This window comes from Agrobacterium sp. CG160-95 (assembly GCF_053521725.1).
The window spans coordinates 393,028-408,131 of the sequence record NZ_JBNWDU010000001.1 but is presented as its reverse complement, the minus strand read 5'-3'; the positions used below and the strand labels follow the sequence as shown (position 1 = coordinate 408,131).

Below are 15,104 nucleotides of genomic sequence, written 5' to 3'. Positions count from 1 at the left end.
CCGCGCGATCAATCGCCGGCGGTGAAGAACTTCCACTTGCCATCGGGCGAAATGCCGATGCGGTAAAAGCTGTAATTACCGTATTCCTGCATATCAGCCAGATCGCCCGCCGTGATGATGCGCAGCAGCTCGACCTTTTCCGGCGCGGTCAGCGTATTGAGCGGCTTTCCGGAGAAATAGGGGAAAACATAGGCTTCATCCGGGGTGCCGGCGTCGACATGGGCATAACCCGTGGAAAGCAGATCGATGATGATCGCCAGCACTTCCAGACCGTCCGGATCGCCGGAATAGCTTTTCAGCGCAGCTATCGGGTCGTCGCTGTCATTGCCGTCGATACGGAACTGCTTGTCGCTGGCGGCGATGAAAGGCCGCAGTTTTTCGATATCGCCCGAAGAGGCGGCGTCGATGATCTGCTGGCGAAGCTTGCGCACAGCTTCCGGCGCCTTTGAAATATCATGCTCGATAACGACCGACATTTCCGGCGTGTTGCCCGGCTTGGCCGGTTGCTGGGTCGATTGACCGGCGGAACGGTCGACCAGGGGAATGCCGTCCGAATCACCTTCGATCTCGTCGGGCTCAGGAGCCTGGGGCCGTTGCGGCTGTTCGCCACTTTGGGTTTGCGGCTCGCCTTCGGTATTTTGTGCGGGTTTCAGCTCGGAAAGCGCAAAGGCGCGGCTGGGCAAGCCAATGGACCCGGCGGTCAAGGCAGCCAAGATGGACAGCATGGCGGAAGAGCGCAAAAGCCCCTTGCTCAGGCAAGACATGACAGACCCCGACTTTACTGTATCACGCGCTGCGGGGAAAATTCGCCTTCAAGCATGCGCTGGCGCAGCGATTCCAGCATTGCTTCAGCACCGGCTTCGCCGTGCATACGGATGGTTTCGCGCATGGCCAGAGCGATTGCGGCATCGGCGATGATCTCCGGCTCGATGCCGTCGGCCATGCCGTCAGCCCATGCCTCGTTCTGGTGTTCCAGAGCGACCTGCATCTTTTCATGCACGATCATGTCGTCGATTTCGTTACGGCTCGTCTGCATTTTTCATCCTCGACAGGGCGGGCAAGTCCTTACCACCCTGTTAACAACACTAGCAGCCTTTTATCAAAACGGCACGGGCTGCGGCGAAAAGAGGTTAACAATCCGCTAATTTCCGAACCTGGACGCAATTTCCTGGGCGAGTGTTGCCCCTTCGTTACGGTAGCCCTCTTCTGCCATGACGGCGGCGCGTGTGCAACTGCTGTGGATGGCCGCAAAGGAACGATATCCACGGTTGAATGCAGCCGTCATGCGCTGGCGCCTTTCAGGTTCGTTGGCCGTATCGGCCGCCAGAAGATCGCTCATCGATTTGCGCCAGTCCTCCGGACCGGAGGAAGGGCACAGGGTTCTAAGATACTGCACCGCCCCCAATATCTCCGACAGCCGTGCCAGCCTGTCGTCATAGGGAGCGGGTTTGGGCGGTTGTGCTTCCGGCGGGCGAACCTCACTGGAAGCAGCCTTCGAAGGCTGCGCATGAGCGACGCCGTCTTGCCCGGCGGGTGCAAGAATGGTCAGGAAAAAAGACAGGAAAATGGTTGGCCGTATCAAAATTTTATTCTGCCCCACACATACTCGTGAACACCCGGCGGGCGGATTGGTCCTAAAGCCATCGCGGTCTTTCAGACCGCCCCGTCAGCTTTAGGTCTATATCATGTCGTTATCGCAAAACTGCTGCACAGTGTTGCGCGACATCCTCTAGATAATAGCGATTCTGGCTGGCTGGCAATCATCCAAGCAGCCGCTCGGCGCATTCGACGACGCTTTCCGGTGCCGGCAACCGGCGGATTTCCGACAATGTGAACCAGCCTGCATCCGCCGCGTCGTCGGCCGCCGTCACCACCGGGTCCGCATCCGTTTCCACGGTAAAGACGGAGAGGAAATAGTGGCTCGTCAGCGCACCTTCGGGGTCGCGCGACGGCAGGTCATAGGTCGCAAACAGCTGCGGTTTACGCGCGACGATACCGGTTTCCTCCTGAAGTTCGCGCAGCGCCGTCTCGGCTGGCGTTTCACCCTCTTCGCCGCGCCCGCCCGGAAATGCGAACATGTCTTTCGACGGCGGATTTATACGGCGCACGAGCAGCAGCCGATCTCCATTCCGGACGATGGCGGAGGAGGCGGGGCGGGGCTTGATACGAAGGGTCATGAATGGTTTCGCTTGTTTCAGCCGTCTTGGGCCTGTCTATATTGGTCCGGGAATACCGATGGTATATTCGGGAATCGGATCGATTGTGCACGCAGAAGACGGTGGAATGAAGGTCTATCTTATTTATGCCCTGGCGGCTGTTGCGGAAATCGCCGGTTGCTTTTCCTTCTGGGCGTGGCTGAAGCTTGGCAAGACAGGCTGGATATTGCTTCCAGGAATGCTGGCGCTCGCCGCTTTCGCCTGGGCTTTGACGCTTGTGCCGACCGAGACCGCGGGCAGGGCCTATGCTGCCTATGGCGGGATTTACATTGCCGCATCGCTTCTCTGGCTCTGGGGCGTTGAGGGGCAAGTACCGGATAGATGGGATATCGCCGGCGGTGCCGTCTGCCTCGCGGGCACGGCTATCATTTTATTCGGTCCCCGGGCCTGAGGAGCAGACAATGTGCGGACGTTTCGTGCTCAAAGCGACACCGGAAGAGATTGCCGATTATCTCGACCTGATCGGCCTTGAAGATTTTCCCGCCCGTTTCAACATCGCGCCCACACAGCCGATCCTGATCGTGCTGGAGGGTGAACGGCAGGAGCGCGGCAGTAACCTGCCCAACCGTCGGGCCATGCTGGTGCGCTGGGGTTTTCTGCCCGGCTGGGTCAAGGACCCGAAGGATTTCCCCCTGCTCATCAATGCGCGTTCGGAAACGGCCATCGGCAAGGCATCCTTTCGAGCTGCCATGCGCCATCGCCGCGTGCTGGTGCCTGCCACCGGCTTTTACGAATGGCGGCGCCCGCCGAAGGAGGAGGGCGGCAAGCCGCAGCCCTATTTCATCCGCCCGAAGAACGGCGGCATCGTCGCCTTTGCCGGCCTCATGGAGACGTGGTCTTCCGCTGACGGGTCCGAGGTCGATACCGGCGCCATCCTAACCACTGCTGCCAACGCCGCGATCGGCCGCATTCACGACCGTATGCCGGTGGTAATCGCGCCAGAGGATTTCAGCCGCTGGCTGGATTGCAAGACGCAGGAACCGCGCGAGGTGGCCGACCTGATGCGCCCGGTTCAGGATGATTTTTTCGAGATGATCCCGGTATCGGACAAGGTCAACAAGGTCGCCAATGTCGGCGCTGACCTTATCGAGCCGGTGCCGGAAAGCGCGCCGCTCGCGAAAATGAGGCTACCTAAGGATGATGGCCAGATGTCATTGTTCTGATGTGCTTGCTGGCATTCGAGGCTGGTCATCGCGGATCGACCCGGTCACTCCACAGTTGCCCATCCTGCGTCCGTCTTACCCGTTTCGCCCGATTTTCTGCAGGCCTTCCTGGATCATGATATCGGAATAGACGCGGTTGCGGCCGTTCGCCTTGGCGAGGTAGAGCAGCTGGTCTGCGGCATTGAGCTGATTGTCGAAGGGTTCGCCCTTTTCGATTTCCACGACACCGAGCGAAATCGTCAGCGCCAGGCTGCTGCCGCTCAGCTGGCGGCCGTTCTTTTCGACGGCGCCGCGCAGCTCCTCGCAGAATTGATAGGCGGCATGCGCATTGAGCCCACGCAGGAACACGGCGAATTCCTCGCCGCCAAGGCGCGCGGGAATGTGGCGCTGCTCATGGCACATGTCGTGCAGCAGTTCGGCAAGCTTCTTCAGCGCCCTGTCGCCGGCATCATGCCCCAGTGTGTCGTTGATCTTCTTGAAATGGTCGATGTCGAGAATGGCGACTGCGCCGTTCTCGTCATTGTCGTTGATGACGTCCATCAGCGCCCGCGTACGCTCGAAGAAGGAGCGGCGGTTCGGCAATCCGGTAAGATGATCCCGCTCTGCCAGTTCACGCAGCCGTTTCAGCTGTTTCAGCGTTTCGATATTGTTGTCGATGCGGCACTGCAATTCTTCCGGCACGAAGGGGCGGTAGACGAAATCCGATGCTCCGGCCTTGAGGAAGCTTGCCGAAAGCAGCCGGTCCGTGGAGGACGAGATGCCGATGACCCGCAGGTCTTCCGAGGAACGGCTGTCGCGGATGCGGCGCGTCAGCTCGTAGCCGTCCATGTCAGGCATATGATAATCGGTGATGACGAGCTGAATCGATGGGTCCTGCGACAGGATTTCCAGCGCCTGCTTGCCCGAATGGGCTTCGCTGACCCTGAAATTCTGCCGTTCGAGGATTTCCACGAGGCCGGAACGCGCCGTCCGCACGTCATCTACCACCAGCACGGAAAACAGTCTGTTGGTCAAAATCCGGTCGACCGTTTTCACCACGGCATCAACGGTGCGATGGCCATCCTTGACGATGTAGTCGATTATTTTCTTTTCGGCGTAGCGCTTGCGCGCCTCCTCATCCACCGTGGCGGTGAAGACGATCGCCGGCACCTTGTGGTCGGCAAGAAGTGCGAGAATTTCACCCTTCGGCGCATCGGGCAGATTGAGACCGGTGAGTGCCAGCGTGAAATCATGGGCGCGCAGCAGAATATCGGCCTGCGCCATGCTGTCACAATGGATCACTTCGGCTGACGTTTCCTCCGAAAGCCGCGACTTCAGCAGCATGGAAAGAGCAACGGAATCTTCAATCAGAAGGATTTTATCCTGCATGCCGTATGAAGCCCCCCATGGCCCGTCTTCGTTGGTTTTCCCGCAACATCCGAATTGGTCCGATACCGCCTGTCAACGGCATCGAAAATCGGCCTTGTTCGCTGTAGCAGGAAGAATCGCTAAAGTAGAAATTTTTTTGATGCTCAGTAGTCGATGCGAGACTATCCGTACAGTCGTCCCGTGGAAGTCGAATACTTTACTTCGTTTTGGTTGCAGCTTCGTTACAGATCGGGAAGTTTTATAAAACAGGCCGGTTATGCGGTTCTTGATGGGGGCCGTACAAACGGAGACGGCGCTAATATTAGCGCCGCACATTTAACCGGGTGTTTTTTCGGATTGACCGTTACCATCGCAAAGTCTGCGAGGCCGTGGATGCTGTGCTTTCAAGAAAAGCGAATTTTTTCAAGCGGTTTTGGCGGCAGGCTTGCGCTTCAGCATCAGGGCTGCGGCCGCAACGGCCTTCAGTCCGAGCGGTCGGTAGTGGCTGTTGAGGTCGGGCTTCGCCTGCGGCTGTGCCTTCGTCTCGTTCGTCATTTCTCTTTCTCCACAATTCACGTCAATCGCCGTTTCGATGCGTGTGAGCTACTTCTCTCGTGGGTAATCTTGACGGATTCGAGGCGAAAGAAAGCGAAGCCCGCTTTTCGGGCTGCGACATTTTGTGTCACATCAAACGACGGTTCGTCGGAGAAAAATAATACCTGCGGTTTCAAATACCGCGATCGAGGCCGTTGCCGCCATTGGCATCGTCATGCGCGTCTTCCTCAATCGTCAGCGTGCCATAACGGCGGTGCCAGAGGCGAGCGCTGATGGGGATGAACACGAGATAGGCAGCAACCGTCAGAACCAGTACCTCCCAGGTGAAGCTCATCAGCATCGCGACGTAAAGAACGACGACGAGGATCATCGGCAACACCAGATCGCGGCGAATGCGGCTGGTACCTGACTTCCCCGACCAGACCGGCAGGCGGCTGATGAGAAGATAACCGATCAACACGGTGTAGGCGGCGGCGATATAGGCGAAGGGCTTGCCTGGCTCGACACCAAGGAAGCCGAGATAAACAGGCAGGAGCACCAGCATGGCGCCCATCGGCGCCGGAACGCCCACGAAAAATTCGTTCTGCCACGGCGCCTTCACCGGGCGCTCGATCATGACGTTGAAGCGCGCCAGACGAAGGCCTGCGGCAATCACGTAGATGAGGGCGGCGATCCAGCCTATCGAACGCGCCTGATCGAGCATATAGATATAGACGACGAGGGCAGGGGCGACGCCGAAATTGACGATGTCGGCCAGACTATCCATCTGTTCGCCGAATTTGGATGTCGCCTTCATCATCCGGGCGATGCGCCCGTCGATGCCGTCGAGGAAGGCGGCAAGCAGCACCATGCCCACGGCCAGCTCGAACCGGCCTTCAATGGCGAGGCGCACGCCGCTCAGGCCCGCGCAGATGGCCAGAACGGTGATGAGGTTGGGTATCACGAGGCGAAAGGGAATTTCCCTCAGGCGCGGCCCACGGCCGCTGTCGTTGCGGCCCTCATGTTTTCCGTTCTGTTGCGGCTCCGAGATCGGCGTTTCCATGGCGCATGCCCTTCCTGTTTTCGTCAGCCGCGACGGCTAAGGACCGGACCCTTGGCGGAGCCGAACTCGGCCAGAACCGTTTCGCCGGCAATTGCCGTCTGGCCCACCGAAACGCGCGGCTGAAAACCTTCGGGAAGGAAGATATCGAGGCGCGAACCGAAACGGATAAGACCGAAACGCTCGCCGGCATCAACTGGTTCATTCGGCTTGACCCAGCAGACGATACGGCGGGCGACCATGCCGGCAATCTGCACCACGCCAACCTTGCCATGCGCTGTCTCGATGACGAGGCCGTTGCGCTCATTGTCTTCGGAGGCCTTGTCCACTTCCGCATTGAGGAAGAGGCCGGGGCGGTAGGCGACATTGACGATACGGCCGCGCACGGGCGCGCGGTTCACATGGCAGTTGAACACGTTCATGAACACCGAAATGCGCACCATCGGCTCCTTGCCGAGTTCCAGCTCCAGTGGCGGAACGACGGTCTGGATGGCGGACACCTTGCCATCGGCAGGGCTGATGATCAGGTCGTCATCCTGCGGCGTCACGCGCTCGGGGTCGCGGAAGAAGTAGGCGCACCAGGCCGTCAGCACCAGACCGACCCAGAACAGCGGTTCGGATATCCAGCCGAGCACCAGCGATGCGACGAAGAAGGCGGCCACGAAGACGTAGCCTTCCTTGTGGATCGGTACGATGGTGTTGCGAATGGTGTCGAACAGATTCATAGGTTTCCTTGCTCCGGTTTTCGCCTGCCGCGTCTGCATATGGTCGTGATACGACATCATCCATACGGGCATGCGACAAAGTTCGCTTAGCTGGTTACAGCCAAACTCCCCGCCCGGCAATGGTCCGGTTGGTGTGCCGCCCTGTTGTCAGGGGTTTATGCCCGTCAATGCGCGGGTTCGCCGCGGTCAACAACGCCAAGATCGTCGGTTTCGCGAACATGGCGCAGCATTTCCTCTGCGCGAATGGCTTCGCGCTGGCGGCTCCACATCGAGGCATAAAGCCCGTTCTGTGCCATCAGCGAGGCGTGGGTTCCGCGCTCGGCGATCAAACCTTCCTTCAGCACGATGATTTCATCAGCGCTGATGACGGTGGAGAGGCGGTGGGCGATGACCAGCGTCGTGCGGTTTTTCGAAACGATATCAAGCGCGCTCTGGATTTCCTGTTCCGTATGGGTGTCCAGCGCAGAGGTCGCTTCATCGAGAATGAGGATCGGCGGCGCTTTCAGAATGGTTCGCGCAATCGCCACGCGCTGCTTTTCGCCGCCGGAAAGTTTCAAGCCCCGTTCGCCAACCATGGTGGCGTAACCCTCCGGCAGTTTGCCGATGAAAGCGCTGATCTGGGCCGCATCCGCCGCTGCCGTGACCTCCTCGGTCGTTGCCGAAGGGCGTCCGTAACGGATGTTGTAGGCGAGCGTATCGTTGAACAGCACGGTATCCTGCGGCACCATGCCGATCATCGAGCGCAGGCTCTTTTGCGTCACGTGGCGAATGTCCTGCCCGTCGATGGTGACGGCGCCTTCCTGAATATCGTAGAAACGATAAAGCAACCGCGAGATCGTCGATTTTCCGGCACCCGAAGGACCGACGATCGCCACCGTCTTGCCCGCAGGCACATCGAAGGAAATGCCCTTCAGGATCGGTCTTTCCGGATCGTAGGCGAAATGCACGTCGCGGAAGGAGATGGCACCCGGTCCGGCCACAAGCGGCTTCGCATCCGCCCTGTCGGTAACCTCGGCCTCGACCTCGAGAAGTTCGAACATCTGTTCGATGTCGGTCAATCCCTGGCGAATTTCACGATAGACGAAACCGATGAAGTTCAGCGGTACCGAAAGCTGCAGCAGGAGCGCGTTGATGAACACGAAATCGCCGATGGTCTGCTCGCCGCGTTGCACGGCCATCGCCGACATCACCATCATGACAGTGGAGCCGATGCCGAAGATCACGCCCTGGCCGAAGTTCAGCCAGCCGAGCGACGTCCATATCGAGATCGCCGATTTTTCGTAACGCTCCATGGCGACGTCAAAGCGCTTCGCCTCCATCTCCTCATTGCCGAAATATTTGACGGTTTCGAAGTTCAAAAGTGAATCGATCGCCTTGGTGTTGGCGTCGGTATCGCTGTCGTTCATGGCGCGGCGAATGGAGATGCGCCAGTTGCTGGCCCGCACGGTGAACCAGATATAGGCCCAGACGGTGACAACCGTGACCAGCACATAGGAAAAGCCGTAGGAGGTCCAGAAAATGATCGCCGTCAGCAGGAATTCGATGAAGGTCGGTGCGGTGTTGAGAATGGTGAAACGGACAATGGTTTCGATGCCCTTGGTCCCACGCTCGATAACCCGTGAAAGCCCGCCGGTCTTGCGCTCCAGATGGAAGCGCAGGGAAAGCCGGTGCATGTGCACGAAGGTTCTATAGGCGAGCTGGCGCACGGCATGCTGGCCGACGCTGGCAAACAGCGAATCGCGCAGCTGGTTGAGCCCGACCTGTATTAGCCGCGTCAGATTATAGGCGATGACAAGCGCGACAGCACCGAGCAGGAAGGCCGGAACCAGCCCGACCATGTCCAGCTTGCCGTTCAGCGCATCCGTTGCCCATTTGAAGAAATAGGGAACGAGGATCAGCACCAGCTTGGCGACAACGAGAAACGCCGTCGCCCAGATTACCCGCATTTTCAGGTCAAGGCGGCCTTCCGGCCACATGTAGGGCCAGAGGTTGATGAGGGTCTGCGTGGGATTGCTGGAATCCGCCGAAATGGTTTTTTTCTTGGTGGCCATCATTTGCTCCGGGCACTGCCGGAAGCCGACAGCAGGGCGGCGGCTCTGGAAAGCCGCCGTGCTTGTCACAGGTAGGGTTGTTGCGGGGTCACCGCAATGTCTTGAACGATCAGGAACCGCTCTTCAGACGCTTGCGATGAAGTTCTTCCGCATTCGGCAGTGCCTTCTCCGGCACACCGAAAATCTGGCCGGGCTCGATCAGGTCAGGATTTTTGATCTGATCCTCGTTGGCGAGGTAGATCGTGGTGTAACGCACGCCCTGTCCGTAAACGCGGCGGGAAATCTGCCACAGCGTATCGCCGCGGCGGATGATGACGCTGTTCTGGCTTTCGGCAAGCGGCGGCTGCTCGAAGGTCTGCGGACCGGCGGGCGCCTGCGGTGCAGGTGCGGGCGGCGCGATGATGTGGAGGTCGGCAAGGCGGCTTGCCAGCGTGGCGATGCCCTTGCCGATCCCGGCAACGTCGTTCGGCCATGCCTCTACCGATGTCAGCAGCTGACGTGCCTTGGCGGCGATATCGCCGGCAAAGGCGGTAAAGGACGGCGCGGTGCCTGCGGCAGTGCGGAACTCGGAGAGCGACTTGAGGCCGATCACCACGGCGGAGCGGCCGGCAATGGCTTGGTCGAGCGCCGGTGTGGCCTGATCCTTGTAGAGATTGGACAGAATGCCGAAGGCCTTGGCGACATCCGTGCGCAGCTTTTCGAAGGCAGCGCGGTCGCTTGCCGTGCTCTGGTTTTCAGAGGGCGCGGTCGTCGTGGCGGCGGAAGGCGTTGCGGACGGTGCCTGCATGGCGACGGTTGCCTGGTCGGTCTGCGGGCGCTCGAATGGAACGCGCACGCGGACCTTCACCGTGCCGTCGGCATTCAGCTCTTCGACAGTGATGATATGGCTGCCGACGGAAAGATCGACATTGCCCTCGATGACGAAATGGCCGGAGGCCTCCGTGGTGCTTTTGCCGATTTCCTTGTCATCGACCAGCGCGCGCACGCTCGAAGCGGCAGGCGCGGAACCCGCAACGAAAATCTTCGAGCCTTCGAATTCGACGGCGGTTACCTGAACTGTCGAAGTCAACGGAGCGGCGGCAGCGGACGGGGCCGGGGTACCAGCGGCAGGCGCGGGCGTCGTGGTGGCGGCAGCTGTTGCCGACTGACCCGGTTGCGCGGCTTGCGGGGGCTGGAGTGCTGAAGGTGCCGCCTCCGGCATTGCCAGCACGCGGCTTGCTTCACCGGGCTTGGACACCATTGCCAAGAGTTCGCCCGCCTTGCCGTTGGGCACGGAAACGGTTGCGACTTCTTCGGATTGCGTTGCCTTGCCGCTGGCGTCGGTCGAGCGCAGCACCAGCTCATGGTCGCCCGGTGGCAGGGGATTGTCAAAAACGGCGGCGAAATCGCCCGATCCGTCGATGGTCGTCTGCGCGATCACCTTGCCGTTGCTGAGAATTTCAAGCTTGGAGCCGGGCTGTGCCTTGCCTGCGACAACAGCCGAACCATCGGGCTCGACGCGGAGCACGTCGAAGGTCGGTGCGCCCGATGTGGACTGCGCTGCATCGGCGGCAGGAGCGGCGGGTTGGGGCTGCTGTGCAGCGCCATCGTCGGTGCCGGTGAAGACACCCGCCAGACGGCGAACCTGTGCCGCCGCCGCCGCTGCACTATCCGGCAGACCGCGCAGGAAAGCGGTGGTGCGTTCGGCCGCAGTGCGCGCCGTGGTGATGAGGCGCGACGTCGTTTCATCCAGCGTCTCTGGAATTTCGATATTGGTCAGTTCCTTGAGCGATGCCTCGACCTTCTTGCGTGCTGCCGCAAAGTCGGCGTCGGACGGAACCTTGCTATCGGCGAAAAGCGTGGTCAGATCCTTGATCGACTGGGTTGCGGAAGCCGCGAGGCGCCCGACCTTGTCGGCGATATTGGCGGTCTCCTGAGCGGCGTCGGACAGGATGTCTCCCGCCTTGTCGCTGCCCATTTCAACGCTGTTCTTCACCGCGTTGCCCGCTTCGTTGATGGCATCGCCGATGGGTTTGCCGTCATTGGAAATTCTAGGCAGGACGAAAAAGATCATGAGCAGGGACGCGATGCCCAGCACGATCAGTGCCAGCAAACCGGCTTTATTGTTTTTCATCCTGGAATCTCCGGGTATTGTAAGCTTTTTACACGAGTTGAGATTGCTAGCGTCTTACCTTGCCCCAGACAAGCGGCGTGGCCGTAAAAGGCCATATTTGCAAGGGATTTCCCAAATTTTCTTGACGTGTCGCATCCGGCATAGTTCCTTCCCATCATGACGGACAAAAATACAGCGATTCGATCCATCTGCGTTTATTGCGGCTCCCAGCCCGGACGTGACCCGGCTCACATGGAAGCAGGCCGCGCGCTTGGGAAATCCATTGCCGAAAACGGCATTCGCCTGGTCTATGGCGGTGGCACCAAGGGCATCATGGGCGCGGTCGCCAGCGGCGTTCTTTCCAACGGCGGCGAAGTAACGGGTATCATACCGGAATTTCTGGTCGATATGGAGGCTACACGCCATTCTCTCGGACAATTGAACGAGCTTATCGTCACCAAGGACATGCATGAGCGCAAACATATGATGTTTGAGCGCTCGGATGCTTTCGTAACGCTGCCGGGGGGCGTCGGCACGCTGGAAGAGATCGTAGAAATCATGACCTGGGCGCAGCTCGGCCGTCACGCCAAGCCGATTGTCTTCGCCAATATCAACGGCTTCTGGAACCCGATGCTGGAACTTGTGCAGCATATGCGCGATCAGGGTTTCATCCATCGCGCCCATCTTCTGAACCCGTTGGTCATCGATGAGGTCAAGGACATCGTGCCCGCCATCATCGACCGGGCGCTTGCGCAGCAGAACCCGGACGGCGACCCTTCGGTAATTTCCCGTCTCTAGGCATCGAATAAATGTTAACGAGCCGCCTCGCGGTTCGTTACAATTTTAAGTGTATATTAATAGAGATTTGACTGCGGCATCGCACCGCCCGCTGTTTTCATGGCTCCGCGCCCGATCCTGTGCCAGCGTCTACAAGGCGTAGGCTGAGCGCGGAATTTGATTTTCGCCGCCATGATAGCGGGGCTCATTGGGGAATGATTGCTTTTTTGGTGCGGCTGAAAAGCCGGACGCATTTTATTATTCAGAGAAGTCCGTTTCAGGGCAGGGATGCTATCCTCGGTTCCGCTGCCCGCCGCCGGGTGGACGCGAAAAAGCGGCTCGGAATATTGATCGCCGTCTTTGTCGTTATCTATGGCGTCGTTGCGGCGCGACTGGTCCAATACGGCCTTGCCGAACCCATTGCGACCGCATGGATCAATACCGGCGCTACAGCAGTCGCCTCCCGTCCCGATATCCTCGACCGCAACGGCACGCTGCTCGCGACCGATCTCAACATGGTGTCGCTTTATGCGGATCCGCGCCGGGTCGTGGACGCGGATGAGGTTGTCGAGAAGCTCGCAACCGTCATCCCCAATCTCGACTGGCGCGAGACGCACCGCAGATTGCGCTCGGACACCGGCTTTCAATGGCTGCGGCGCCAGCTGACGCCGCGCCAGCAGGCCGATATTCTCAACCTCGGCATCCCCGGCATCGGTTTCCGGCCGGAGAAACGGCGCTTTTATCCGGGTGGCCCCGCAGCCTCCCATATCATCGGCCACGTCAATGTCGACAATCAGGGCCTTGCGGGTATGGAACGTTATCTCGACCAGCAGGGCCTGGCCGACTTGCGCGCGACCGGCCTTGCCAGCGGTGCACCGCTGGAGCCGGTGAGGTTGTCGATCGATCTGCGGGTGCAGAACATCGTGCGTGAGGTCGTACTGAAGGCGAAAACCGCCTATCAGGCGGAGGCTGCCGGTTCAGTGATACTGGATGTGGAGACGGGCGAGGTGCTGGCCATGGCGTCGGTGCCGGATTACGACCCGAACGAGCCTTCCCGCACCCTTGCCGATGGCAGCATCGACAGGGAGTATGAAAAGGGCTGGTTCAACCGCATGAGCAATGCGACCTTCGAGATGGGATCCACCTTCAAGAGCTTCACACTTGCCATGGGACTGGATGCAGGTGCCATAACGCTCAACTCGGTGGTTGACGCGTCGCGGCCCATCCGCATGGGTGGCTTCACCATCAAGGATTTCAAGGGCCGGAACCGCCCGCTGTCGATCCCGGAAGTGTTTCAATATTCATCGAATATCGGCACGGCGGCTGTTGCCGACAAGGTCGGGGTCGAAGGCCACCAGCAGTTCCTGACGAAACTGGGACTTCTCTCCAGAATGGATACGGAAATGCCTGGCGTTGCCACGCCAACCCAGCCGAGAACATGGAAGAAGATCAATTCCGTCACAATTTCCTTCGGCCATGGCGTTGCCACTACGCCTTTGCAGACGGCGGTGGCAGCAGCTGCGCTTATCAATGGCGGCAGCCTTATTTCGCCGACCTTCCTGCCGCGTTCCCGAGAGGATGCGGCAGTGCTTTCCCGCACCGTCATCAACGGAAAGACGAGCGCCGATATGCGTTACCTTTTCAACTGGAACGGCATCAAAGGGTCGGGCAGGGGTGCGCAGGTGGAAGGATTTCACGTTGGCGGCAAGACCGGAACCGCCGACAAGGTCATCAATGGCCGTTATGCCAAGGATATCAATTTCAACGCCTTCGTTGCCGGTTTTCCGATGCACAAGCCAAAATATGTCGTGCTGACGATGATCGACGCCCCCAGGACCGGCGTGAACGGAGGACGCACGGCTGCTTCGACGGCCGCACCCATGACCCGCGAAATCATCACCCAGACGGCTGGACTTCTCGGCGTCAAACCGCGCTTCGGTTATGACGCGACACCGCAATTGCTGGTCGATTATTGAAGACCCACATTCCCGTTACAGATACGGGAATGTGGAGAGCTGGCATGACGCGGAAGGTTATCGCTTCAGCCGCATCAGGCTCGATGCGGTATAGATCGCCAGCGCCACCCAGATCATTGCAAAGGCCGCCATCCGCACCATGTCGAACGGTTCCTTGAAGATGAAGATGGCGATGAGGAAGATCATCGTCGGAGCGATATATTGCATGATACCGATAGTCGACAGCCGCAGAAGCTTTGCACCATTGCCGTAAAGAATAAGCGGAACGGCGGTGACGATGCCGCTGGCCGCAAGCAGCCAGGTGTCGGTCGCATTGCCGGCCATGAAATGCGCCTGTCCGCTAATGGCAAGCCAGGCCAGCACCAGCACGGCCGGAACGGAAAGAAGCATGACTTCAAGCAGGAAGCCCTGTGTGGCGCCGATTGGCAGCGTCTTGCGGAAGAAGGCGTAAAAACCCCAGGACACGGTGAGCGCAATGGAAACCCATGGCAGGCTGCCCGCATGCCAGGTGAGGATCGCAACGGCCAGCCCCACGAGGCCGATGGCGGCGATCTGCGCCGGATAAAGCTTTTCCTTGAGCAGTACCGCGCCGAGGAAGATGCTGAACAGCGGATTGATAAAATAGCCAAGCGCGGCATCGAGTGCGCGGCCCGCGCCGATCGCCCAGATATAGATGCCCCAGTTGATGCTGATGAGCGCGGCCGTGAGGCTTGCCATGGCAAGCATTTTAGGGGTTTTCAGCGCAGTGCGGATTTCCGCCGTGCGACCGAGAGCGATGAGGACGGCGGCGCCGATCGGCACTGACCAGATGACGCGGTGCACTATGACCTCTATCGGCGAAATATGCGCAACCGCCTTCATGTAGATGGGAAGGAATCCCCACAGCAGATATGCGGAGAGCGCGAAAGCAAAACCGCGTGCGCTATCGCCGCCCTCTTGGGCCGGAAGCGTTTTATCGAGTGCCATGGGAGTACCGCCAATTATTAGGGATTGCCCTTCATAACGGATCGGCGTAGCGCGGGCCAATTCATTTCCGTGAAGCGTTCATGAGAAAAACTGCATGAATAAAAGGCGATTTGCTCTTGAAACAGGCGACTTTGCGATCGGAGGGATGATCCACGCACGAAAATCTGCGTGAATCATTGTCTCATCAGGCCGCTTCA

Annotated in this window: 15 protein-coding genes; 4 read left to right on the top strand and 11 right to left on the bottom strand. The window is 59.4% G+C overall.

The genetic code is table 11. The annotated features are described in order from the left end of the window. Positions 1-8: 8 nt before the first annotated feature. From ACQZ63_RS02050 to ACQZ63_RS02035, 4 genes are all read right to left on the bottom strand, one after another. Positions 9-764, bottom strand: coding sequence for a hypothetical protein (locus tag ACQZ63_RS02050; protein ID WP_448799077.1), 756 nt, complete (start codon positions 762-764; stop codon positions 9-11). Between the two features lie 14 nt (positions 765-778). Beyond that, positions 779-1,036 (bottom strand): hypothetical protein, encoded by a 258-nt coding sequence (locus tag ACQZ63_RS02045; protein ID WP_003496894.1) that lies wholly within the window; start codon positions 1,034-1,036, stop codon positions 779-781. Between the two features lie 105 nt (positions 1,037-1,141). Further along, on the bottom strand, positions 1,142-1,582 hold the full coding sequence (locus ACQZ63_RS02040; protein ID WP_111789338.1) for a TIGR02301 family protein: 441 nt from the start codon (positions 1,580-1,582) through the stop codon (positions 1,142-1,144). Between the two features lie 178 nt (positions 1,583-1,760). Then, positions 1,761-2,177 carry an NUDIX hydrolase gene (locus ACQZ63_RS02035; protein ID WP_111803601.1) on the bottom strand — a complete coding sequence of 139 codons (417 nt, stop codon included), beginning with the start codon at positions 2,175-2,177 and terminating at the stop codon, positions 1,761-1,763. Positions 2,178-2,283: 106 nt separating this feature from the next. Between ACQZ63_RS02035 and ACQZ63_RS02030 the strand changes: the two genes are divergently transcribed. Continuing rightward, positions 2,284-2,607 (top strand): YnfA family protein, encoded by a 324-nt coding sequence (locus ACQZ63_RS02030; protein WP_026330795.1) that lies wholly within the window; start codon positions 2,284-2,286, stop codon positions 2,605-2,607. Positions 2,608-2,617: 10 nt separating this feature from the next. After that, the gene (locus ACQZ63_RS02025) at positions 2,618-3,379 is read left to right on the top strand and encodes an SOS response-associated peptidase (protein WP_003512301.1); all 762 of its coding nucleotides are present in this window, start codon (positions 2,618-2,620) and stop codon (positions 3,377-3,379) included. A 75-nt stretch (positions 3,380-3,454) separates the two neighbouring features. Here ACQZ63_RS02025 and ACQZ63_RS02020 read toward each other — a convergent pair whose 3' ends face one another. The 6 genes from ACQZ63_RS02020 to ACQZ63_RS01995 all read right to left on the bottom strand — a co-directional run bounded on the left by ACQZ63_RS02020 (position 3,455) and on the right by ACQZ63_RS01995 (position 11,209). Continuing rightward, on the bottom strand, positions 3,455-4,747 hold the full coding sequence (locus tag ACQZ63_RS02020; RefSeq protein WP_111789336.1) for a GGDEF domain-containing response regulator: 1,293 nt from the start codon (positions 4,745-4,747) through the stop codon (positions 3,455-3,457). A 402-nt stretch (positions 4,748-5,149) separates the two neighbouring features. Further along, positions 5,150-5,281 (bottom strand): hypothetical protein, encoded by a 132-nt coding sequence (locus ACQZ63_RS02015; RefSeq protein WP_003496883.1) that lies wholly within the window; start codon positions 5,279-5,281, stop codon positions 5,150-5,152. Positions 5,282-5,453: 172 nt separating this feature from the next. Next, complete coding sequence (gene pssA, locus ACQZ63_RS02010) at positions 5,454-6,323, bottom strand: CDP-diacylglycerol--serine O-phosphatidyltransferase (protein ID WP_003512304.1); 870 nt, start codon at positions 6,321-6,323, stop codon at positions 5,454-5,456. Between the two features lie 23 nt (positions 6,324-6,346). Next, a complete protein-coding gene (locus ACQZ63_RS02005) occupies positions 6,347-7,084 on the bottom strand; it encodes a phosphatidylserine decarboxylase (RefSeq protein ID WP_111798971.1) in 738 nt (245 codons plus the stop codon). 125 nt (positions 7,085-7,209) lie between these two features. Further along, positions 7,210-9,096, bottom strand: a complete 1,887-nt coding sequence (locus ACQZ63_RS02000) for an ABCB family ABC transporter ATP-binding protein/permease (protein WP_019565372.1) — start codon at positions 9,094-9,096, stop codon at positions 7,210-7,212. A 109-nt stretch (positions 9,097-9,205) separates the two neighbouring features. Then, positions 9,206-11,209, bottom strand: a complete 2,004-nt coding sequence (locus ACQZ63_RS01995) for a LysM peptidoglycan-binding domain-containing protein (RefSeq protein WP_113555894.1) — start codon at positions 11,207-11,209, stop codon at positions 9,206-9,208. A 156-nt stretch (positions 11,210-11,365) separates the two neighbouring features. Between ACQZ63_RS01995 and ACQZ63_RS01990 the strand changes: the two genes are divergently transcribed. Both ACQZ63_RS01990 and ACQZ63_RS01985 read left to right on the top strand, forming a co-directional pair. Then, positions 11,366-11,986 (top strand): LOG family protein, encoded by a 621-nt coding sequence (locus tag ACQZ63_RS01990; protein ID WP_065688176.1) that lies wholly within the window; start codon positions 11,366-11,368, stop codon positions 11,984-11,986. A 194-nt stretch (positions 11,987-12,180) separates the two neighbouring features. Continuing rightward, entirely contained in the window at positions 12,181-13,941 is a 1,761-nt protein-coding gene (locus ACQZ63_RS01985; RefSeq protein ID WP_111795925.1) for a peptidoglycan D,D-transpeptidase FtsI family protein, read from the top strand. A gap of 57 nt (positions 13,942-13,998) precedes the next feature. Here the strand turns inward: ACQZ63_RS01985 and rarD are convergent, their stop codons facing one another. Then, positions 13,999-14,907, bottom strand: a complete 909-nt coding sequence (gene rarD / locus ACQZ63_RS01980; protein WP_003512314.1) for an EamA family transporter RarD — start codon at positions 14,905-14,907, stop codon at positions 13,999-14,001. Between the last annotated feature and the right edge of the window lie 197 nt (positions 14,908-15,104).

Bases quoted from the DNA above. Each gene is read 5' to 3' on its own strand.
- ACQZ63_RS02020 (WP_111789336.1), bottom strand. From the start codon at position 4,747: ATGCAGGATAAAATCCTTCTGATTGAAGATTCCGTTGCTCTTTCCATG.
- ACQZ63_RS01995 (WP_113555894.1), bottom strand. From the start codon at position 11,209: ATGAAAAACAATAAAGCCGGTTTGCTGGCACTGATCGTGCTGGGCATC.
- rarD (WP_003512314.1), bottom strand. From the start codon at position 14,907: ATGGCACTCGATAAAACGCTTCCGGCCCAAGAGGGCGGCGATAGCGCA.
- pssA (WP_003512304.1), bottom strand. From the start codon at position 6,323: ATGGAAACGCCGATCTCGGAGCCGCAACAGAACGGAAAACATGAGGGC.
- ACQZ63_RS02035 (WP_111803601.1), bottom strand. From the start codon at position 2,177: ATGACCCTTCGTATCAAGCCCCGCCCCGCCTCCTCCGCCATCGTCCGG.
- ACQZ63_RS02005 (WP_111798971.1), bottom strand. From the start codon at position 7,084: ATGCAGACGCGGCAGGCGAAAACCGGAGCAAGGAAACCTATGAATCTG.
- ACQZ63_RS02025 (WP_003512301.1), top strand. From the start codon at position 2,618: ATGTGCGGACGTTTCGTGCTCAAAGCGACACCGGAAGAGATTGCCGAT.
- ACQZ63_RS02030 (WP_026330795.1), top strand. From the start codon at position 2,284: ATGAAGGTCTATCTTATTTATGCCCTGGCGGCTGTTGCGGAAATCGCC.
- ACQZ63_RS02015 (WP_003496883.1), bottom strand. From the start codon at position 5,281: ATGACGAACGAGACGAAGGCACAGCCGCAGGCGAAGCCCGACCTCAAC.
- ACQZ63_RS01990 (WP_065688176.1), top strand. From the start codon at position 11,366: ATGACGGACAAAAATACAGCGATTCGATCCATCTGCGTTTATTGCGGC.
- ACQZ63_RS01985 (WP_111795925.1), top strand. From the start codon at position 12,181: ATGATTGCTTTTTTGGTGCGGCTGAAAAGCCGGACGCATTTTATTATT.
- ACQZ63_RS02050 (WP_448799077.1), bottom strand. From the start codon at position 764: ATGTCTTGCCTGAGCAAGGGGCTTTTGCGCTCTTCCGCCATGCTGTCC.
- ACQZ63_RS02045 (WP_003496894.1), bottom strand. From the start codon at position 1,036: ATGCAGACGAGCCGTAACGAAATCGACGACATGATCGTGCATGAAAAG.
- ACQZ63_RS02000 (WP_019565372.1), bottom strand. From the start codon at position 9,096: ATGGCCACCAAGAAAAAAACCATTTCGGCGGATTCCAGCAATCCCACG.